This window comes from Hyalangium gracile (assembly GCF_020103725.1).
GTDB lineage: Bacteria > Myxococcota > Myxococcia > Myxococcales > Myxococcaceae > Hyalangium > Hyalangium gracile.
The window spans coordinates 155,256-175,007 of sequence record NZ_JAHXBG010000010.1 but is presented as its reverse complement, the minus strand read 5'-3'; the positions used below and the strand labels follow the sequence as shown (position 1 = coordinate 175,007).

15 protein-coding genes are annotated in these 19,752 nt (G+C 70.6%); 6 read left to right on the top strand and 9 right to left on the bottom strand.

Features of this window, described 5'->3' with window-relative positions; translation table 11 throughout:
* Window positions 1–118 precede the first annotated feature (118 nt).
* The gene (locus KY572_RS21800; RefSeq protein ID WP_407659984.1) at window positions 119–1,975 is read left to right on the top strand and encodes an ABC transporter ATP-binding protein; all 1,857 of its coding nucleotides are present in this window, start codon (window positions 119–121) and stop codon (window positions 1,973–1,975) included.
* Here KY572_RS21800 and KY572_RS21795 read toward each other — a convergent pair.
* On the bottom strand, window positions 1,963–2,553 hold the full coding sequence (locus KY572_RS21795) for an ArsR/SmtB family transcription factor (protein WP_224244841.1): 591 nt from the start codon (window positions 2,551–2,553) through the stop codon (window positions 1,963–1,965). The genes KY572_RS21800 and KY572_RS21795 overlap by 13 nt on opposite strands.
* 125 nt (window positions 2,554–2,678) lie before the next feature.
* Entirely contained in the window at window positions 2,679–3,461 is a 783-nt protein-coding gene (locus KY572_RS21790) for an SDR family NAD(P)-dependent oxidoreductase (protein ID WP_224244840.1), read from the bottom strand.
* Window positions 3,462–3,683: 222 nt separating this feature from the next.
* Between KY572_RS21790 and KY572_RS21785 the strand changes: the two genes are divergently transcribed.
* Together KY572_RS21785 and KY572_RS21780 are read left to right on the top strand one after the other, a co-directional pair.
* The gene (locus KY572_RS21785) at window positions 3,684–4,922 is read left to right on the top strand and encodes an MFS transporter (RefSeq protein ID WP_224244839.1); all 1,239 of its coding nucleotides are present in this window, start codon (window positions 3,684–3,686) and stop codon (window positions 4,920–4,922) included.
* A gap of 200 nt (window positions 4,923–5,122) precedes the next feature.
* Complete coding sequence (locus KY572_RS21780; RefSeq protein WP_224244838.1) at window positions 5,123–5,626, top strand: FG-GAP repeat domain-containing protein; 504 nt, start codon at window positions 5,123–5,125, stop codon at window positions 5,624–5,626.
* A 156-nt stretch (window positions 5,627–5,782) separates the two neighbouring features.
* Here KY572_RS21780 and KY572_RS21775 read toward each other — a convergent pair whose 3' ends face one another.
* Complete coding sequence (locus tag KY572_RS21775; protein ID WP_263451878.1) at window positions 5,783–9,859, bottom strand: DUF3857 domain-containing protein; 4,077 nt, start codon at window positions 9,857–9,859, stop codon at window positions 5,783–5,785.
* 195 nt (window positions 9,860–10,054) lie between these two features.
* On the opposite strand from KY572_RS21775, the gene KY572_RS21770 reads away from it, so the two are divergent.
* Window positions 10,055–11,875 (top strand): methyl-accepting chemotaxis protein, encoded by a 1,821-nt coding sequence (locus tag KY572_RS21770; protein WP_224245022.1) that lies wholly within the window; start codon window positions 10,055–10,057, stop codon window positions 11,873–11,875.
* A 4-nt stretch (window positions 11,876–11,879) separates the two neighbouring features.
* Here KY572_RS21770 and KY572_RS21765 read toward each other — a convergent pair whose 3' ends face one another.
* On the bottom strand, window positions 11,880–12,227 hold the full coding sequence (locus KY572_RS21765) for a thioredoxin family protein (protein WP_224244836.1): 348 nt from the start codon (window positions 12,225–12,227) through the stop codon (window positions 11,880–11,882).
* 25 nt (window positions 12,228–12,252) lie between these two features.
* Window positions 12,253–14,067, bottom strand: a complete 1,815-nt coding sequence (locus tag KY572_RS21760; RefSeq protein WP_224244835.1) for a CotH kinase family protein — start codon at window positions 14,065–14,067, stop codon at window positions 12,253–12,255.
* Window positions 14,068–14,423: 356 nt separating this feature from the next.
* On the opposite strand from KY572_RS21760, the gene KY572_RS21755 reads away from it, so the two are divergent.
* The gene (locus KY572_RS21755; RefSeq protein WP_224244834.1) at window positions 14,424–15,800 is read left to right on the top strand and encodes an SMI1/KNR4 family protein; all 1,377 of its coding nucleotides are present in this window, start codon (window positions 14,424–14,426) and stop codon (window positions 15,798–15,800) included.
* Window positions 15,801–15,857: 57 nt separating this feature from the next.
* Here the strand turns inward: KY572_RS21755 and KY572_RS21750 are convergent, their stop codons facing one another.
* The 4 genes from KY572_RS21750 to KY572_RS21735 all read right to left on the bottom strand — a co-directional run bounded on the left by KY572_RS21750 (window position 15,858) and on the right by KY572_RS21735 (window position 18,520).
* Complete coding sequence (locus KY572_RS21750) at window positions 15,858–16,979, bottom strand: AI-2E family transporter (protein ID WP_224244833.1); 1,122 nt, start codon at window positions 16,977–16,979, stop codon at window positions 15,858–15,860.
* 4 nt (window positions 16,980–16,983) lie between these two features.
* The gene (locus tag KY572_RS21745) at window positions 16,984–17,262 is read right to left on the bottom strand and encodes a hypothetical protein (protein ID WP_224244832.1); all 279 of its coding nucleotides are present in this window, start codon (window positions 17,260–17,262) and stop codon (window positions 16,984–16,986) included.
* 108 nt (window positions 17,263–17,370) lie between these two features.
* On the bottom strand, window positions 17,371–17,988 hold the full coding sequence (locus KY572_RS21740; protein ID WP_224244831.1) for a SanA/YdcF family protein: 618 nt from the start codon (window positions 17,986–17,988) through the stop codon (window positions 17,371–17,373).
* 106 nt (window positions 17,989–18,094) lie between these two features.
* Window positions 18,095–18,520, bottom strand: a complete 426-nt coding sequence (locus KY572_RS21735; RefSeq protein ID WP_224244830.1) for a response regulator — start codon at window positions 18,518–18,520, stop codon at window positions 18,095–18,097.
* 233 nt (window positions 18,521–18,753) lie between these two features.
* Here KY572_RS21735 and atpG point away from each other — a divergent pair, with 233 nt between their 5' ends.
* Entirely contained in the window at window positions 18,754–19,665 is a 912-nt protein-coding gene (gene atpG, locus KY572_RS21730; protein ID WP_224244829.1) for an ATP synthase F1 subunit gamma, read from the top strand.
* The last annotated feature ends 87 nt before the right edge of the window (window positions 19,666–19,752 follow it).

Genomic DNA, 19,752 nt, shown 5'->3' with positions numbered 1-19,752 from the left:
ATAGCGATGTGCCCGGCACCAGGCCAGGGGCGTCGTGGGACTCTTCCTCCTCGCTACAGATATAGGGAGGATGGGCGGGCAAGCGGACCGGCCGCGAATCGATTAGTAACAGCGGATCGTGGCTCCACCCCTCGCATCCCCTCCGGCTTCACTCACGTCCCGCCTGAAGAACGCGGGCAGCCTCTTCAAGCAGCTCCCGGGCACGTTCCGGATCTTCTGGCAGTCCAGCCCCAAGCTGGCGGTGATGCTCGGGGGGCTGACGCTCGTGGCGGCGTTGCTGCCCGCGGCCATCGCCTACGTGGGCAAGCTCATCGTCGACGGCGTGGTGGCGGCGGCAAAGAGCGGTGGAGACCCGGCGCTCCGCTCGCACGTGATGGAGCTGGTGGGGCTGGAGTTCGGACTGATGTTGGGCTCGGCGCTGGTGGAGCGCAGCCTGGCGCTCACCCGGGAGCTGCTGCGCGCCAACCTGGGCAACCTCCTCAACGAGCGCATCCTCCACAAGGCGCTGGAACTCGAGCTTCGGCACTTCGAGGACTCGGACACCTACGACAAGATGCAGAACGCGCGGCGTGAGGCCAACAGCCGCCCGCTCTCCCTCGTGATGCAGGTGTTCACCATCGCGCGCAACGTGGTGACGCTGTCCACGTACGCGGCGCTCCTGGTGTCTCTGGCGCCGTGGAGCGTGGCCGTGCTGGTGGCCGCGTCCATCCCCGCCTTCATCGCCGAGGCCCGCCTGGCGGCCGCGGGGTTCCGTCTCTACTCGTGGCGTGCCCCCGAGGGCCGCAAGCTCAACTACCTGGAGTGGATCCTCACGCGGGACAACCACGTGAAGGAGGTGAAGCTGTTCGGTCTGGGCCCCCTGGTGCTGGGCCGCTACCGCACGCTCTTCGAGAAGTTCTTCAATGAGGACCGGGCCCTGGCGCTCAAGCGGATGGGGTGGGGGCTGGGGCTGGGCATCCTGTCTCTGGCCGCCTTCTACGGCTGCTATGCCTTCGTCGCGAGCCGGGCGGCCTCCTCCGCCATCTCAGTGGGTGACATGGCCATGTATCTGGCGGTGTTCCGTCAGGGGCAGGCGGCGTTCCAGGGCATCCTGACCAGCATCGGCTCCATGTACGAGGACGCGCTCTTCATGAGCAACCTGTTCGCGTACCTGGACATCCCCACCGGCGCGGAGCAGCCGCGCGTCCTGCCCCCGCTCAAGCCTCCTCACGGCCGCGGTAACTCCATCGAGCTGCGGGACGTGTCCTTCAAGTATCCCGGCAAGGACGCGTGGGCACTGAGGCATGTGTCGCTGACGCTCAAGCCCGGGGAGAAGCTGGCGCTGGTGGGAGAGAACGGAGCGGGCAAGAGCACGCTGGTGAAGCTGCTGCTGCGCCTCTACGAGCCGACCGAGGGCTGCATCCTCTACGGAGGCGTGGACCTGCGCGACATGGACGTGGAGGACCTGCGCAGCCGCTTCGGCGCGGTGTTCCAGGACTTCGTCCGCTACCAGTTCAGCGTGGCGGAGAACATCGGGCTGGGACACGTGCCGGCGCTCGAGGACCGCAACCGCATCGTCCGCGCGGCGGACCTCGGAGGCGCCAGTCCCGTCATCTCGGCGCTGCCCCAGCAGTTCGACACGATGCTGGGCGGGTGGTTCGAGAAGGGGCAGGAGCTCAGCGCGGGCCAGTGGCAGAAGCTGGCCGTCGCCCGCGCCTTCATGCGCGAGGACGCGGAGGTGCTCATCCTCGACGAGCCCACCGCGAGCATCGACGCGGAGGCCGAGCACGCCCTCTTCGAGCGCTTCCAGGCCCTGGCTGCCGACCGCATCGCCATCGTCATCTCGCACCGCTTCTCGACGGTGCGGATGGCGGACCAGATCGCCGTGCTCCACAACGGGCAGGTGGAAGAGCTGGGCAGCCATGAGGAGCTGATGGCCAAGGACGGGCGCTACGCCCACCTGTTCCACCTGCAGGCGCGCGGCTACCGGGACTGACGCGGGCCCACCTGCTTCGGACCGACAGGGAACAACGCCAGCGTCAGGCGCACGGCTTCACCGTCCTCGTGCGCCTCGGCGGCCTGGAAGTCTTTCAGCAGCTTCCGAAGCTGCCGCATCAGCCGCGGCAGCGCCCGTGGGGAAAGCGGGAGACGCAGGCTGGCCACCTCCACGCGCTCGCGGTCCGTCAGCGGAATCGTCCCGGCCTCGATGCCGGTCCGCAGCTCGTCCAGCGTCACCGCGAACATGGTCGAGGCGGCACTCGTGACGTCCGCGCCGTGTTGCCGGCGCTGTCGACCCTCGAAGAGGGCTCGGTCCACGACGAAGCTCCGAGCCGTAGGCTGGTAGAGCCGCTCCACCGCGCCCCGTCGCGGCCGTGTCCCCGTCACGGTGATGAGCCCCGCCTCCTCCAGCGCCGAGAAGTGGTGGTACAGCCGCGTTGGCTTCGTCCCCAGCATCTCCGCCACCTGCTTGGGAGAGGCCTCCTGGGCGCGGAGCGCCTCGATGATGCGCATTCGGAGCGGATGGGCCAGGACCCTCACCTGGTGGGGTTCTCGCAGCAGCAGCGTCTTCTTCATGGGTGCCTGGAGCCGCCCTCCTGCCAGACGGACTCTGTCCGAACTGGTCTGCTTGTCATACCAGTTGGGTACCGGTTCGCTCCCAGGGCGCCTCCCTGGCCAGGCCGTTGCATTGGCACAGGTGCCTAACTCATCCCAGCTGCCAGGCCCCCGTCCACGGTCAGCAGCGAGCCATTCACGTAGGAGGCCTCCGCCGACAGCAACCAGACGATGGCGCGCGCCGACTCCTCGGGAGCACCGATCCTCCCCAGGGGAATGTGGGAGTTGTACATGGCCTCCGCCTGCTCGGGAGCCCCCGGAGACACGCTCGCGAACACCCCCTCCAGCATGGGAGTGCGGTGCGCGCCCGGGCACACCACGTTCACGCGCACGCCCTTCCCGCCGTACTCCATGGCCGCCGTCCGGCTGAGGCCGTGCACCCCATGCTTGGCCGCGCAGTAGGCCGCCGCCATGGGCGTCCCCGAGAACCCATTCACCGAGGACACGTTGACGATGGCGCCTCCGCCTCCACGGAGCATGGCCGGCAGCTCGTGCTTCATGCACAGCCAGACGCCCTTGAGCGACACCGAGACCGTCCGGTCGAACTCCTCCTCCGAGAGCTCGGCCAGGGGCGCCAGTCGCAGCCCCGCCAGCGAGGCGTTGTTCACGGCCAGATCCAGGCGTCCCCAGCGCTCCATCACGCCGTCCACCAGCCGCTGGACCTCGTCCGAGCGGGAGACGTCGGTGGCGATGAAGAGGGCATCGGCTCCTGCTTCCCGCAGGGCCCGGACGGCGGACTCCCCTCGGTCCGCATTCCTGGCGGCGATGGCCACCTTCGCTCCCGCGCGACCCAGGGCCTGGGCCGTGGCCAGACCGATGCCCGAGCTGCCCCCCGTGACGAGCGCGATCTTTCCAGCGATTCCCTGCATGCTCTCCTCCGGATTGTTCAAGAAGAGTTGAACAATGCCGGGGCGCGTGTGCAAGCCTGGGCGACGTCTCGGGCGAGGCACTGTCACCTCGGAGGCGCTGCCGTACCCGGAGAGAGGCGTGGAAGGCTCCGCTTCCCTTCGAGGTGGCTCCTGTGACACTCCTCGGGAGCCTGCGGCCATGCGACCGCTCTTCCTTCCGATGCGCCGGACCGGGTCCACACGATGTTGATCGATCTCTCACCCTTGCGGCGGTACCGGGACTACCGCCTGCTGTTCATGGGACAGCTCGTCTCGTTCCTGGGCAGCATGATCACCTATGTCGCCGTCCCCTATCAGGTGTACGAGCTCACCCAGTCGAACCTGATGGTGGGCCTGCTGGGCACGGTGCAGCTCGTCCCGGTCCTCGTCTTCGGGCTCGTGGGAGGCACTGTGGCGGACACGATGGACCGCCGCAAGCTGCTCCTGGCCGCAGAGGCCTTCATGTGCCTGGGAGCGCTGGGGTTCACCGTCAACTCGCTGCTGCCCAAGCCGAGCCTCGCGGCCATCTTCGTCATCTCCGCGCTCACGCAGGCGGCCAACGGCTTCCACCGCCCCGCGATGGATGCGATGACCCAGAAGCTCGTCCAGACGAAGGACCTGCCAGCCATCGCCGCGCTGGGGTCCTTTCGTGGAACCGTGGGCATGGTGGCGGGGCCCGCGCTCGGTGGCGTCCTCATCGCGGCGGGCGGCACGAAGCTGGCCTACTTCGTGGACTTCGTCTCGTTCTTCTTCGCGCTGGCGATGCTGTGGATGATGCGGCAGATGCCTCCGCCCGAGACAGCTCATGCGCCGGGGCTCGCCAGCGTCCTCGAGGGGCTCCGCTACGCGATGAGGCGGCCGGAGCTCATCGGGACCTATGTGGTGGACATCGTGGCCATGACGTTCGCCTTCCCCACCGCCCTGTTCCCCGCGATGGCCGAGGGGTGGGGCGGAGCGACGGCGGCCGGCGCCCTGTTCTCCGCCATGTCCGTGGGCAGCCTGGTCCTCACGGCCTTCAGCGGCTGGACCGGGCGGGTCCGACGCCGGGGCGCCGCCGTCGTCATCGCGGCGGGCCTGTGGGGCGTGGCGATGGTGGCGTTCGGTCTGGCGCCGAACCTGCCGCTCGCGCTCTTCTTCCTGGGGCTGGCCGGGGCCGCGGACATGGTGAGCGGCCTGTTCCGAGGCGTCATCTGGAACGAGACCATCCCCAACGAGATGCGAGGCCGCATGGCGGGCATCGAGATGATCAGCTACCTGAGCGGCCCGCTGATCGGCAACGCTCGGGCCGGCTGGATCGCCTCGCTCACCTCGACGCGGGTCTCCATCACCTCGGGAGGCATCCTCTGCGTGGTGGGCGTCATCCTCTGCGGGTTCCTGCTGCCCGCCTTCTGGCGCTACACCTCGGGCCTCACCGCGCCACAACAGGTCTCCCCGGAGACCTGAACACACCGCCAGCTCCCCGGGCGGACCGACCTGCGGAGTCGGCTCCACAGCCTGGGGTGAAGCCTACCCGGGGCGCAGGCGCGGATGTGGGCCGGGAGCCCGAGCGCTGCCCCCGGGAAATGTCAGACCGATCCGTATTCTTCACACCTGCCACGCCCCTCTCGAGGAGGGGCGGATACCAACGCAAGGAGTGGAGAGTCATGTCGAGCCTGAACACGATGTCGTGGGTTGGAGTCGCTGTGGTGTCCCTGTTCGCCGTCGGCTGCGGCCAGCCCGAGGCTGTGGAGGCCGGTGCGGACCTGGCCACGAGCACCCAGGCCCTGGATCGCTGCAACGACGAGGGAGCCTTCGACGTGTCCGGCGTCTTCCAGGCGATGGGTCGGTTCCCCGCCGCGATGGCGTGCGCGGACTTCAATGGGGACCGTCAGGTGGATCTCGCCGTGACGGACCCGGACAGCGGCACGGTGAGCGTGTTCCTGAACCAGGGCGATGGGACGCTCGCGTCGCAGGTCTCCTTCCCCGTGGAGGGTGGCAGCGCCGTGGTGGCTCGTGACATCGACGCGGATGGCTGGGTGGACCTTGCGGTGACGAACGGCTCGGACGGCACGGTCAGCGTGCTGCGTGGCCACGGGCCGGGTGGCTTCGCGGCCCAGGTCTCCTTCGCCTCCCTGCCTTCCGCCGAGGCGCTGGCCGTCGCGGAGTAATCCGGGTCACCTCGGGATCCCTCGCGTCTGCCCAGGGGCGCTGTCGCATGCCGGAGCGGGCGGGTCGCGTGCGCCCGCGGCCCCAGCCGGATCCACAGGAGTCGACTCGTCTTCAGGCGGGCTGCTCCTTCGCGCTTAGCACATCGCCGGGAGGAGTCACGGGGCCGGCTTCGCCACCGTCCTCGGCACCTCCTCCAACAGCTTGAGCCGCGTGCTGGCCAGCGAGTCCACGCTGCTGATGTCCGGCTTGGAGCTCCGCGCGCGCTTGTAGGCTGCGCGGGCCTCCTCCAGCAGCCCGTAGCCCTCGGCGATCCGTCCCACCACGTACCAGTCGTAGGTCTCCAGCGTCCCCACGCCGTGCAGCTCCAGGGACTTGAGCAGGAACTGGCGCGCCTCCTGCCCCTTGCCCAGCTCCGCGTAGAGCGTCGCCAGTGTGTGCACGTAGGACGCGTTGCCGTAGCTCGTGAGGCTGTTGGCCTTCAGCGCGTCCTCCACCGCCTCCTGGCTCACCTTGCCCAGCAGCAGCGTGTTCCACGCCAGCTCGTTGTACGTGTGCGCCGTCGCCTTGCCCGCCTCGACGATCTGCCGCCGGTACTCCTGCGCCTTGTTCAGGTCGCCGCGCATCGTCGCCACGTTCGCCAGCGTCTCCAGCGCCCGCTCGTCGTCCGGCAACAGCTTCAGTCGCGCCTCCGCGCGCCTCACCAGGTCATCCGGCCGCTCGAGCTGCTGCAGCGCGTACGCCACATGGGAGAACGCCACCTCATCCACCGGCGCCGCCTCCAGCAGCCGATCCGCCGTCTCGAGAATCTCCGGCAGCCGCTTCAGGTGGTAGTACGCCGCCAGCAGGTCTCGATCGAACCCCCGTCGCTCCGCGTCCGTCGTCGCCCGCTCTCGCGCCAGGCTCAGGTGGGGAATGGCCCGCACCGCCTGCTGCCCGAAGGCCATCAGGCTCGCCGCCGCCAGCCGCATCTCCTCCCGCCCGGCCTCCGCGCCCTTTCGCCACAGGCGCAGGAAGTTGGCGCCCGCCTGGCTCTCCACCAGCGTCGAGGGCATCGCCGCCCTCGCCCAGTTCAGCCACTGGCGCGCCCCCGCCAGGTCTCCCGCCTCCAGGCGCCTCATCGCCTCCTGGCCCAGCACCCCGTAGTCGTACCCCGTCCCCAGCAGCCGGAACTCGCCGCCCGAGCGCACCACGAACCAGTTCTCGCTGGCGTTGGCGCCCTCGAAGGGCAGGCGCGACTGGATGCGGAAGCCCTGCTTCGCGTCCCCATCCATGCGCAGCTCCATCAAGGACAGCGCCAGGTCCACCGCCGCGTCCTGTGGCACCTCCGCCAGCAAGCCCTGGTTGAGCACCACGCGCACCGTCCGCAGCAGCTCGGCGGGCAGGGTCGGATCCGCCGTGAGCACCGACTTGAGGATCAGCCCCTCCGCCTGCGCCTGGCCCCCGTCCTCGTCCAGCACGGCCAGGAACAGCCGCTGCACCACCGAGCGCGGATCCTCGCCCTTCAGGGCCTTGCGCTCGAAGCGCGTCGTCTTCGTCAGTGGCGTCAGCCGCCGCTGCTTCTCCACGGCGTCCGGCGCGCCTCGGGCCGACTCGGTGAGCAGCGCCACGGCCTCCGGGTAGCGCCGCAGCCGCAGCAGCCGGTTGGCGGCGTCCTCCAGCGCCTCGCGGCGGGCATCGATGGCCGGCACCCACTTCGCCGCGTTCTTCACCGCCGCCGCCGGTCCGTCCACCAGCGCCGAGGCGCTCAGGCGCACGCTGCTGCGCAGCGGCGAGGCTTCCAGCGTACCGCCCAGCTTCAGCACCTCCGCGTACCGCTCCAGCAGGAACAGGTCGAGCAGCAGGTGGTCGTCCATGTCCTTGCGGCCCAGGTCCTCCCGCAGCGCCTGGAACTCCGCCACGGCCTCCCCCAGCCGGGAGTCCCGGGCGTAGCGCTCGCCCCCAGGGCCGTACTCCAGCAGGATGCCCAGGTCCCCGCGCGTCTCGAAGTCGTCCGGATCGAGCGCCCGTGCCTTGCGGTACGCGGCGATGGCGCCCGCGTAGTCGAAGCCCGGCTTGAAGCGCCGGCCCAGGCCGTCGTGCTGCAGCACCCAGCCCAGGGTGCGCCAGGCCAGGCCGGACTTCGGCTCCACCTCGGTGGCTCGGCGTGCCATCGCGCGCGCCTCTTCCCCCGCGCCCGCCTCCAGCAGCGCGAGCGCCAGCTGCGCCCGGTGCAGCGCCTCGCCCGGGTGCCGCTCCACCGCTCGGCGGTAGGCCACGAGCGCCTCGGGAACGCGGCCGTCCGCCAGCAGCGTCGCGCCGTCGTGCTCGAAGCCGAGCATCGGCTCGTCCTCCTCGCGCAGGTCCTCGAAGGCCGAGCGGAAGGCCTCCACCTCCGCCGCGGACCAGCGGCGCTTGCCCGCATCGAAGCGGAAGGTGACGTGCACCTCCCCGCCCTTCACGGCGTACACGCCCGAGTAGGTGGCCGGCCCCAACCGGCGCGTGAAGTCCCTGGGCAGCGGCTTGGGCGAGTAGCCCGGCGGAGGCACCACGCGGTAGCGCAGCTCCGCGGTGTAGGGCTCCATCAGGACGAGCTCGCCCTCCCGCTTCATCCACGGCTCGTCGTCCGAGGGCGCGTCAATCAGGTAGTCCGGCAGCCGGCCGAGCACGGACGCGCCGCCGAGCCCCACCGCCGCCTCCCGGTCATCCGTGAAGCCGCGGCTGGCGTCCTGCACCTCCAGCTCCACGCGGAAGGGCTTCTCCAGCGTCTCCAGCTCCTGGGACTTCAGGCGCGCCACGTCCGAGGCGGCGAAGACGCTCTTCACGTACTCCACGTAGCCCTCGCGCACGCGGGAGGCCTCGGTGAGCGCGAAGTGCTCGCGGTACGCGGCGGCCACGGCCCCCGTGGAGTCCTTCACCTCCACGATGCGCGAGGGCCCGCGCTCGGACAGGTACACCTCGCGCGTGGTGGTGAAGCTGTTGGCGGACGACGGCGCCTCGGGGATGCGCACCAGGCCCTTGGTGTCCGGGCTGGCCACCAGCGCCAGCCGCCCCTGCACCGTCACCGGCAGCTCCCCCACCGGACTGAACGAGTCCGTGGCGTCGATCCACAGCGCCGGCTTGCCGGGGATGTAGACGATGGCGTGGTCGAAGAGGCCGAAGCCCGGCAGCGACTCCTGCACGTCCTCCGAGCCCGTGCGCAGCAGCGCCACCGAGGCGGGAATCCCCGAGGCGCGCAGCAGCCCCACCAGCAGCGTGGACAGGTCCTTGCAGTCGCCGTAGCGGCGCACCAGCACCTCGGCCGGCTGGCGCGGGACGACGGCGGCCTCGCCGAACTGGAGGCTCGTGTAGCGTACCTGCGAGTGCATCCACTTCGCCAGCCGCGCGGCCACCCGCTCGCGGCGCTTCTCGTCTCCGACGAGCTCCCGCGCGGTGCGCTCCAGGTCCGCCCCGGCGAGCTGGGCCTCCACCGTCTCATGGTAGCGGCGGGCCAGGTCGCTCCACGCCCGGCCCGTGGAGAAGGCCACGTGGGGGAAGCTCACCGCGTCCGCGGGGAGGAAGGGCTCGGGAGGCTCCACCGCCTCCAGCGGGCCCTGCTCGAACACCAGCCGCGTGCGCCCCTCCGCCTGCTCCTGCCGGGGCTTCACGCGCACCCCGCGCGGGACGAAGTTCAGCGTGCCGCCCCGAGGCACCTCGAGCGTGAGGCGCACCCGCCGCACCGGCACCTCCCGGCCGAAGAAGAAGCGCCGCACCACCCCGCTGGAGAACACGCTCTCCGTCTCGCGGGTGGTGATGAGCTGCTCCACCACGGCGCCCGCGGTGATGGCGGGCAGCGGGCCGTGCAGCAGGCGCCGGTCCGACAGTGTCTCCGGCGCGCTGTCGGTGGGGGTGGAGTCGATGAGGGTGGACGGATCCAGCAGGTGCGCCTTGCCGTCCGGGGTGATGACGCGGGCGCGCACCTCCGGGCGCTCCTCGTGCCAGGGCGTGTAGTCCACCCCCACGGTCGCCCAGCCCTTGGCCCCCTCGGACGTCAGCACCCGGTAGACGAGGCGCGAGGTGGACGTCTCACGGCCCTTCGCGTCATAGGAGAAGGTGCCCTCCTCCAGGAGCACCTCGACGTCCACCCCCTCGGGGGTGGGGAGCGCCGCCGCGGCTCCCACCAGGGCGGCCGGATCCGCCGAGAAGGCGGGCGCGTCCCAGGGGGAGGCGGCGAACGCAGGCAAGGAGGCGAGCAGGACGGCGAGGACGAGGCGCATGCGAGCCTCCACTCTCGCACTGTCCACCGCTGGCCGGGAGGGGGCCGGAGGAGGCTGTCGGGTAGCCGCCAAGGCCTGGGCTCCCCCCTTGCCTGGCGCTTTCCACACAGGGGGACTGTCTGTAGGGGGTGGAGAATTTCTATACTCCGAGGCCTTCTCCGGGCCGGCTCCATGCCCGCCTCGGGGCACTCGCCCATGGTCCGTCGTCTCAAGCTGTTCTGGAAGCTGGCTCTCATCGCCGTACTCATCCCCGTGTCGGTCTTCCTCGTGCTGTCGCTGGCACTGCGGGGCACGTGGGAGCTCCAGTCCGAGTACGACACCGTCTACGGCTCCATGCTCGTGCCCATCATGGCGCTCGACGAGGCCCTCACCCTTCGCGAGGCCCTGGCCGGAGAGCTGCGTCTGCTGTCCCGGGCGAACCTCTCCCCGGAGGAGCGCGCCGCGCGAGCCGCCAAGGTGCGCGAGCACGAGGCGGCGCTGCTGGCCCTCATCGAGCGCTACAAGAAGGAGTGGATCAGCACGCAGAGCCTCGCCTTCACCGAGACGCTCACGGGCCTGGACGAGCTGAAGCTGCAGCAGGACGAGAGCTCCGCGCTCCAGCTGTTCGATGTGGCCTTCGCCGGGTATCGGCCGCTGAGGGATCGCGTCCTGGCGCAGGCGCCGGTGGACGGAGAGCAGCTCGAGGGCGCGCTGGGGCGGCTCGCCGAGGCGCTGAACTGGCTGAGGGCCATCAACCGCCGCTTCGCGGAGCTGTCCAACACCAGCGCCCAGTCCGCCTTCCTGTCGCTCAGGGTGCAGCTCGTCCTGCTCGGCCTGGTGCTCAGCGGCCTGGGGCTGCTGCTGGCCTGGCGCATCTCCGGCATCATCATCGAGCCGGTGGCGCGGCTGACGCGCATGACGATGCGCCTGTCGCGCGGCGAGCTGGAGCTGCTGGAGGAGGGCGAGGACGCGCTGGATCTGGAGGTGGAGACGCAGGACGAGGTCGCCCTGCTGCTGCGCTCCACGCTGGACATGGCGCGCTCCACGCAGGAGATGGTGGCCATGGCGGTGGGCCTGGCCCACGGAGACTTGACGGCGCGGGTGCTGCCGCGCTCGGACCAGGACGCGCTGGGCAAGGCGCTGGGCGAGGCGGTGGGGCGGCTCACCAAGATTGTCGCCGAGGTGCGCGCCGGCGCCTCCACGCTGGCGTCCACCTCCGCGATGCTGGCCTCCTCGTCGCGGATGCTGGCGCAGGGCGCCACCGACCAGGCCACCATCACCGAGGAGAACGCGCGCACGCTCAAGGAGATCAGCGCCGCGGTGCTGCGCAACACCGAGAGCTGCCAGAAGATGGAGGAGATGGCGCGGGTGGGCGCGCAGGACGCCGAGGTGAGCGGTCAGGCGGTGGGCAAGACGGTGGAGGCCATGCGGCGCATCTCCACCAACGTGTCGCTCATCGAGGAGCTGGCGCACCAGACGAACATGCTGGCGCTCAACGCGGCCATCGAGGCCATCCGCGCCGGCGAGCACGGCAAGGGCTTCAGCGTGGTGGCCGGCGAGGTGCGCCGGCTGGCCGAGCGCAGCAAGACGGCGGCCCGGGAGATTGGCGAGCTGGCCGTCTCCAGCCGCAACATCGCCGAGCAGTCCGGCCGGCTGTTGAGGGACCTGGTGCCCTCCATCCGCCGCACGGCGGAGCTGGTGCACGAGGTGGCCGCCTCCACGCGCGAGCAGTCCACCAGCGTGGGGATGATGAGCCACGCCATGTCCGAGGTGGAGCGCACCACGCAGGGCAACGCGAAGTCCGCCGAGGACCTGGCCAAGGAGGCCGAGGCGCTGGCCGTGCAGGCCGACACCCTGCGGCGGCTCACGTCCTTCTTCCGCGTGGGCAGCCTGGAGGGGATCGATCTCAGCGGGCCCTCGGAGCTGCCTCCCGAGGGTGGACCGGATCCCATCCTCGTCACGCCGCCGCTCGACGGGGTGGCCGGAGGCCTGGAGGGCGGAGACCCGCCTTCATCGCCCACGGCCCAGAGCGCCTGAGCCCTCAGGCCCGAGAGGGCAGGTGCTCGCGGACGACGCCGAGCCAGTACTCCCGGCCGTAGTACTGGCTCATCTTCCCGAGCAGCTTCCCGTCCCGGAAGAGCAGGAAGGTGGGGATGCCGAACAGGCCGAAGCGCCGCGCCAGCTCCTCCTGCTCGTACGCGTTCACCTTCACCACGCGCATCGGGGCGCCCTCCAGCTCGGAGAGCAGGGAGGGCTCGGCCGCCGCGTAGATGTCGCAGTTGGGGCAGCCGTCGCCCCAGAAGTCCACCACCACCAGCTCGCCCTTGGGCTGGAGCACCAGGGCGTCGAAGTTCTCGGTGGTTGCCTCGTAGGTCGTCGGGTGGGCCATGGGCTTCTCTCTAACGGGCGGGCCGTCAGGGTGCCAGCGGCCTGCGCTCGAAGTCCTCGCTCTGGGGCGTCTTGCGCCCATACACCGTCCCCGAGGGCAGCGGCCCGTAATAGAGGATGTCCTCCGGTCCGTACACGGGCAGCTTGCCGGACTCCGACAGGCGCTTGCCGTCGAAGAGGCCCACCTCGCCGCCCTCCCGGGAGAGGGTGAAGGGCAGGTGCAGGGGGCCCGCCGCCGTGTCCCCGTCCGCCTCGAAGCGCACCGTCTGCCCTGGCTCCAGTGTCAGCGTGGGCAGCACGTGCCGGGAGGTGGCGCGCAGATCATTCGTCAGCTCGTAGCCCTCCAGCGTGAGGGGCGTGGCGCCGCGGTTGTGCAGCTTCACGTAGCCCGCGCTGCCGGCGTTCACCTCGCTCAGCACGAGCGGCCCGCTGCCGTGCGCCTTCAGCGTGTCGAGCACGCCGCGCAGGTACCTGGCGCGCTCCTTCACGTACTTCTTGAGGAAGCCGCGGGCCCGCGCCATGTGCTCGGACGAGATATAAGGATCCTGCTCCAGCTGCGGCCGCACCAGGTTCCACAGCGCGTCGATGTGCGCGTTCGCCTGGGTCTCGGAGAAGGGGCCGGCGAGCGCCGCCTCGAGCTTCGCCAGCAGGCGGGCGCGCAGGGCGGGCCGGTCCCAGATGCGGGTGTTGAGCACGCTCCAGGTGGGCCGCTGCGCCGGGCGCTGGGCCAGGCGCGTCTCGTAGAGGCGCTGCACCCACGGGTCATACACGCTGAAGGCCTGCGGCCACCGGTTGGTGATGGGCGGATCCGTGGGCTCCCACGTGCGCCAGAAGAGCATCTGCGCGTTGTTCAAGTCCCACGGCACGTACTGCCACCGGTCCTTCTGGTGCTCGTGGATCCAGTAGCCGCGCGCGTCCTCGATGACGTTGTTGGAGATGAGCGCGTCCACGGCGAGGTTGCCCAGGTAGGCCTCCACGTCCAGGTACCGCCCCACGTGGGCCTCGAACTGCGCGTCATCCGAGCGGTTCACCCAGGCCAGGAAGGCATCCAGGTCCGCGCGGCCCGTGTCCTCGTTGGTCTTCTTCTCGAAGTCCCCCTGGTAGGAGCCGCGGCGCAGCGTCAGCTCGCAGTTGCGGTCTCCGCAGCGGTAGATGGAGGCGCTGCGCTCCAGCGCGTGGTGCTTCAGGTAGTCCTTCCCCACGTGCTCCATGTCCAGGTAGAGCCCGTTGTGCTGGCCGTTGATGCTCACCCGGACGTAGCGGGCGCGCGGCACCGGCAGCCCCAGCGCGGTGAAGAGGTCCACCGCGAACTTCTCGGTCAGCTTGGCGCTGTCGTAGTACTCGGCCAGCAGCTCGAAGTGGTCCCGGTCCTCGAACTCGTAGCCCGGGTCCAGCTCTATCTTGAAGCTCTTCTGGGGCAGCGTCCGGGAGCTGGCGCCGCGGTAGCGCATCATGCCCGGGGCCGGCACCCCGTCGAACACCACCACCACCGGCACCTCGTCGTCCGACTCCGGGTTGGCCTCCAGCTGGGCCAGGTGCTCCGGGAGGATGCGCAGGTCGAACGTCGGCACGCGCGTCTGGACGGCGGGGTACACGCCCAGGCGGGGGCCCGCATCCGGGGTGCCCCCATCCGGCAGGGTGGGCCCGCCATCCCCGGGCTCTCCGTCCGGGGGGCCCCCATCCGGAAGCGTGGGGACCGGTATGCCCCCATCCGGATCTCCCGGGAGGGGGTCCGTCCCTGTCACACCGGGGAGGGGCGTCCCGGGAGGCTGATGGTCCGCCGGCCCACATGCCACCAGTCCCGCGATGCCCACCCCCAGCAGCCAGCTCCAGCGCCCCATACGCCCTCCGTTCCAGGGCAGGGGGGCGTGCACCGGGCGTGCCTTGCGGTGTGTCGGGTGGTGGATGCTGGAGGTCCTTCTGGAGCAGGGAGCCGAGGAAGCAGGCCCGCGAGGGTGGGCAAGGAATTTCCCACGGAGGGGCCCGCGGGGGCCTGGTCGGGGCAGGCGCGAGGGGTGCTCGGACGAGCAGAACGTCACCCCGGGAGGTGAAGATTGGCGAGGAGAGGCAAAGAGCGGTGTAGAACGGTGGTTGGACGGAGCATTCCCCTGGTCAGCAGGTGCAGGAGGACCGACATTGGCACTGCGCAGAGGGGCATGAGCGCCTGAACGGGGCGCTGTTGTTTCGTGGAGGGGCCATGCACGAGTGGTTGGAGGCGCTGCAGAAGTCAGCAAAGACGAAGAACCCGGGAGTGGCCGCGGAGGAGCTGCGGCGGGCCGAGACGGAGTCCGGGGTGCCGCTGCCGGGTGAGCTGGGCGATCTGTACTCGGCCTTCAATGGCGGCGCGTTCGAGGGGGACGTGGTGCTCTACCCGCTGCATGGCGAGGGCGAGCAGGCCAGCGTGCTGGAGAAGACGCGCAAGATGCTGGTGGGGCTGCCGGTGGCGGGGGTGTGGCGCTTCGGCCTGAAGGGGACGCACCGCCACCTGTTCACGGCGCGCAAGTCCGCCATGGTGGAGCAGGGCGATGGGGGCGGGCCCCTGCCGGAATGGGTGCATGCGCTCGGGGACGAGGACTGGCTCTACGGCACGTGGGACGAAGACAAGAAGGAGATGCGGCTCTACCGCTCGCTGTCGAACATGCTCAGCGTGCTGGTGCCGCCGGTGGAGCACGAGGAGTTCGGCGACCGGACCTTCGCGCGAGCCATCGCCGCCGTGCAGGGCGCGCTGAGCGAGCTGGCCGGGGGGAAGGAGGCCGCGGAGGGCGAGGAGGAAGAGGAGGCGGTGGCTGCCGAGGGCGAGGAGGCGGAGGCGGCCGCCACGCAGCAAGAGGCGGGCGAGGAGGAAGCGGCCGCCGAGGTGCCGGAGCTGGCGTACGAGTATGAGGAGGGCGTGCGCCCCAAGGTTCCGGAAGCAGCGGTCAAGGCGATGAAGGCCGCGACGAAGCCTCCGAAGGCAGCGCCCAAGGCTCCGAAGGCCCCCAAGGCCGCGAAGCCGCCCAAGGGCGAGGAAGCAGCGCCCAAGGCCGAGGAAGCAGCGCCCAAGGCCGAGGAGGCAGCACCGGTGGCGGGCGAGCCGACGCTCGACAAGCCCGCGGTGATTGCCGCCGAGCGGCGCATGAAGAGCCTCAAGGGCAAGGCGGGCAAGAAGGAGGCAGGGCTCGAGGAGCCCGCGGTGATTGCCGCCGAGCGGCGCATCGAAGGCCTCAAGAGCCAGGAGCAGCCCGCGGTGCCTCGCAAGAAGGCTGCGGCGCGCACGGCGGCGAAGGCTCCAGCCGCGAAGGCCCCGGCGAAGCAGGCTGCGGCCAAGAAGGCTCCGGCGAAGCAGGCTGCGGCCAAGAAGGCTCCGGCGAAGCAGCCCGCTGCGAAGAAGACTCCGGCGAAGCAGGCTGCGGCCAAGAAGGGCGCTGCCAAGAAGGCTGCGGCCAAGAAGGCCGCTGCGAAGAAGGCCCCGGCAAAGCAGGCCACTGCGAAGAAGGCTGCTGCGAAGAAGGCTCCTGCGAAGAAGGCTCCTGCCAGGAAGGGCGCGGCGAAGAAGGCCCCCGCCAAGAAGGCCGGGGCGCGACGCGGTCGCTGAGCCGTGCGCGGGAGGGCCTGCGTGGGAGGCCATCGACGCCTCCCACCCGAGCCCTCCTCAGTGCCGTGCCTCGGGGGCGTCCTCGTTGGGCACGGGGGGCGGTGGAGGCACGGCGAGGGTGTCGTCCTGGCCCTCGATGCGCCAGCGCTCCTGACGTCGGGCGAGCATGTCCTGCGCGAGCACCTGCACGGCCCCGGCGACCGGCAGCGCCAGCAGCGCCCCCAGGATGCCCGCGAAGGCCGTGCCCGCCAGCATCGCCAGCGCGATGAGCAGGGGGTTCATCCGCAGCGTGCGCCGCTGGATGAACGGCTGGAGCAGGTGGTTCTCCACCTGCTGGTACGCCAGGAACACGCCCAGCGAGATGAAGCCGGCGTGGGAGCCGACGGTGGCGAACGTCGCGCCCACGATGAGCATCCCGCCGAGGAACGCCCCGATGAACGGGATGAGCCCCAGCACCGCCATCACCAGGCCCAGCGGCAGGAAGTAGGGCACTCCGAGCAGCGCCAGGGTCACCGTCGTCACCACGCCGCCGATGAGCGAGATGAAGAACGAGCCCGCCACGTAGCGCCCCACGGTGCGGTGGATGCGCAGCGCGAGCTGATACCAGTGCGTGCGCTTGTCCGGGGGCACCCAGAGCATCGCCGTGTCGAACAGCTCCTTGCCGAAGGCGAGGAAGAAGGCCGCCAGCACCACCACCGTGATGAAGGCCGCCACGCGGTGGAGGATGCCCGTCACCACGCCCAGCACGGGCATGGCCGCGCCCGGCAGCCCCTGGCGCAGCTCCTCCGCCATGCGGTCGAAGAGGCCGAAGCGCGCGTCCAGCTGCTCCATCCACCCCTGGTGGCGCAGCGACTCGATGAGGCCCGGCAGGGCCGTCACCAGCCCCCGGCCCTGCTCCAGCACCATGGGCACGAAGGTCGTCAGCAGGGCCGCCAGCAGCCCCAGGGAGCCCAGGAACAGCAGCGCCACCGACAGCCCTCGCCGGATGCCGTGGCGCTCCAGCCAGGCCACCAGCGGCTGGGCCGCCAGCGCCAGGAAGAGCGCCACCAGCACCCAGGACAGGGCGCCACTGGCCGCGCGCAGCAGCATCAGCAGGCCCAGCAGCCCCAGCACGTTGAGCCCCACCGTCCACACCGTGCGGGGCGACACCTGGGAGCGCGGGCGCGATGCCGTGGCCACGGCTCTAGCCCTCGGGCAGCTCTTCCTTCTGGATGGGACGCATGTCCTGGCTCGGCCGCGCCGTCAGCTCGCGGTCCTCTTCCTCCTCGTCCTCCTCGCCCCGACGGAACTCGTGGATCTGGTCCGGGAGGATGTCGCGGAAGTCAGGCTCCTCTTCCAGCGGAGGGGTGGCCGCCAGGTCCTGATCGGTGATGTTCACCTCTTCCTGTCCCGTCACCGGATCCACATGGCGTCGCGAAGTCGCCTCCCCCACATCCTCCGAACCCAGCTTCTTGAAGCGCATGATTCTTCCTCCTGAGGAACTCGGTGGCTCGGCTGCTACCGAGCTAACAGTGCGGACCCCAGGGAGGCGCGGCAACGAGCGGTGCCTGCCCGCCTGCCCTCGGAGGCTTCAGCGCCCGGTGGCCGCCGTGCGCTCGGCCGGGTAGGTGGGCTTGCGCTCCAGCGTCACCATGGCCAGCGCGAGCACCCGGGAGAACATCTCCCGCACCGCGTAGCGCCGGGTGGAGGGCCGGCCCTCGTCCGCCGCCACGCCCCAGGCGTCCATGCCCACCGAGTTGGCGATGTACAGCGCGCGCGGCAGGTGGAAGCCCTGCGTCACCAGCAGCGCCTTGCGGACCTGGAAGACGGTGAAGGCGCGCACGCAGCTGTCATAGGTGGACAGCCCCGAGTCGTCTCCCAGCACCGCCTGCTCGGGCAGCCCCCGGTCGAGCATGTAGCGGCGCATGGCGCGCGTCTCGTCATGGAAGCGGTCCGAGTTGTCCCCGCTGACGAGCACCGCCTTCGCCTTGCCCGCCTTCCAGAGGGCAATCGCGGTGTCCAGCCGCTGCGCCAGCACCGCCGAGGGCACCCCGCCCGGCGCCAGCCCCGCGCCGAACACCAGCACCACCGGCGCCTCGGGGGCGGAGCTCAGCGGGACGATGCGGTCCTGGTAGCGCACCCGGACGAAGTGCGACAGGGCCAGCACCCCGAGCACCGCCAGCGCGGCCCCGAGGAGCCCTCTGCGCATCCACACTCCGAGCACGCCGCGACGCCCCATTCCAAGGAAGACCGTTGAAGGGAAGGCATTGTCTCCCGGCCTCCCGGCGCCTGGAAGGGGGTGGAACGGGCTTCCGTCACGCCGGGGCGCCTGCCGGCTCGCTCGACGGGCGCAGCGCGTGGCGCTCGATGGTCTCCAGGAGCTGGTCCGGGTCCGCCGGCTTCTTCAGGAAGGCGGCCACGTTGTAGTTGGCCGCGTAGAGGGCCCTGTCCCGGGGGTTCATCGCCGCCATTCCCGCCGAGACGATGATGACGGGCACCTCCTGGAGCCCGTTCGTCTGTTTGCGGTAGGTGAGCACCCGGTGTCCGTCCATCACCGGCAGGGCCATGTCCAGCAGGATGAGGGCGGGCCGGGGCTGGCGCTGCAGCTGCTCGACGGCCTCCCGGCCGTGGGTGGCCAGGACCACGTCATAGCCCTGCAGCTCCAGGAAGCCCTGGAGCGCTTCCCGGATGTCCTCGTCATCCTCGACGATGAGAATGGGACCGTTCAGCAGAGAGGCCATGGGTGTCCTCCGACGCGGGTGCCTGCCCTGGAAGGCTATGCCCCGATGGGGGCCGCGGCACCCCACTCGAGGGGCCTCTCCGCCCGGTCGCTCCCTGTTGGACACCCCCCGGCATCCAGAGTGCAGGCTCCGGTTGACCCGCTGACGTGCCGCTTATATAGGGGGCGCCGCTCGGCGCCTGCCTCCTCGTACTGGGGTAGCGGGGCCGCGTCCGAACAGGAGCTACCGTCCCCATGGCGTCCCTTCGCGACATCCGCAAGCGCATCCGCTCGGTGAAGAACACGCGGCAGATCACCAAGGCGATGAAGATGGTGGCCGCCGCCAAGCTGCGCAAGGCCCAGGATGCCATCATCGCCGCCCGCCCCTACGCGCAGATGCTGGACCAGATCATCTCGGATCTGGCCGCGCGCTCGGGGGATGAGGAGGTGTCCCACCCGCTGCTGACGGCCCGTCCCATCCGCCGCGCGGAGGTGGTGCTGCTCACCTCGGACCGCGGCCTGGCCGGTGGCTTCAACTCCAACGTCATCCGCCGCGCCAGCCGCTTCCTCTACGAGAACAGCGCCCTGGAGCGCATCCAGTTCTCCACGGTGGGCCGCAAGGGCCACGACTTCCTGCGCAACCGCGGGCAGACCATCCGCAAGGACTTCGGCGGCCTCTACCAGCGGCTGAACTACCTGTCCGCCAAGGCCGTGGCCGAGGAGCTCACCGCCAGCTACCTCAACGGCGAAGTGGACGTCGTCTACATCATCTACAACGAGTTCGTCTCCGCCATCAGCCAGAAGGTGCTCGTGTCGCAGATGCTGCCGCTGCAGACCTTCGGGCCGGCGGCTCCTGCCGCTCCGGCGGGTGCCGCGGGCGGCGCGCTGGCCACGCCGGGCGCGGGGCTGGTGGACTTCAAGTACGAGCCGAGCCGCAACGACGTGCTGGACCGGCTGGTGCCGCAGGCCGTCTCCATCAAGCTGTACCGCGCGCTGCTCGAGAGCGTGGCCAGCGAGCACGGCGCCCGCATGAGCGCCATGGAGAACGCCACCAGCAACGCCACGGACATGATCGGCAAGCTGTCCTTGCACTACAACCGCACGCGCCAGGCCGTCATCACCAAGGAGCTCATGGAGATCGTCTCTGGCGCCGAGGCCCTCAAGTAGCCGCTCCAGCGCCTCGTTCCGCACACCCCCGGGGCCTTCCCTCCAGCTGGAGGGCGGGCCCCGCGGCGTTTCAGGCCTGGCGGTCCG

Coding starts and splice junctions, on each gene's coding strand:
- KY572_RS21795 (WP_224244841.1), bottom strand. CDS start 2,553: ATGAAGAAGACGCTGCTGCTGCGAGAACCCCACCAGGTGAGGGTCCTG.
- KY572_RS21790 (WP_224244840.1), bottom strand. CDS start 3,461: ATGCAGGGAATCGCTGGAAAGATCGCGCTCGTCACGGGGGGCAGCTCG.
- KY572_RS21785 (WP_224244839.1), top strand. CDS start 3,684: ATGTTGATCGATCTCTCACCCTTGCGGCGGTACCGGGACTACCGCCTG.
- KY572_RS21780 (WP_224244838.1), top strand. CDS start 5,123: ATGTCGAGCCTGAACACGATGTCGTGGGTTGGAGTCGCTGTGGTGTCC.
- KY572_RS21775 (WP_263451878.1), bottom strand. CDS start 9,859: ATGCGCCTCGTCCTCGCCGTCCTGCTCGCCTCCTTGCCTGCGTTCGCC.
- KY572_RS21770 (WP_224245022.1), top strand. CDS start 10,055: ATGGTCCGTCGTCTCAAGCTGTTCTGGAAGCTGGCTCTCATCGCCGTA.
- KY572_RS21765 (WP_224244836.1), bottom strand. CDS start 12,227: ATGGCCCACCCGACGACCTACGAGGCAACCACCGAGAACTTCGACGCC.
- KY572_RS21760 (WP_224244835.1), bottom strand. CDS start 14,067: ATGGGGCGCTGGAGCTGGCTGCTGGGGGTGGGCATCGCGGGACTGGTG.
- KY572_RS21755 (WP_224244834.1), top strand. CDS start 14,424: ATGCACGAGTGGTTGGAGGCGCTGCAGAAGTCAGCAAAGACGAAGAAC.
- KY572_RS21745 (WP_224244832.1), bottom strand. CDS start 17,262: ATGCGCTTCAAGAAGCTGGGTTCGGAGGATGTGGGGGAGGCGACTTCG.
- KY572_RS21740 (WP_224244831.1), bottom strand. CDS start 17,988: ATGCGCAGAGGGCTCCTCGGGGCCGCGCTGGCGGTGCTCGGGGTGCTG.
- KY572_RS21735 (WP_224244830.1), bottom strand. CDS start 18,520: ATGGCCTCTCTGCTGAACGGTCCCATTCTCATCGTCGAGGATGACGAG.
- atpG (WP_224244829.1), top strand. CDS start 18,754: ATGGCGTCCCTTCGCGACATCCGCAAGCGCATCCGCTCGGTGAAGAAC.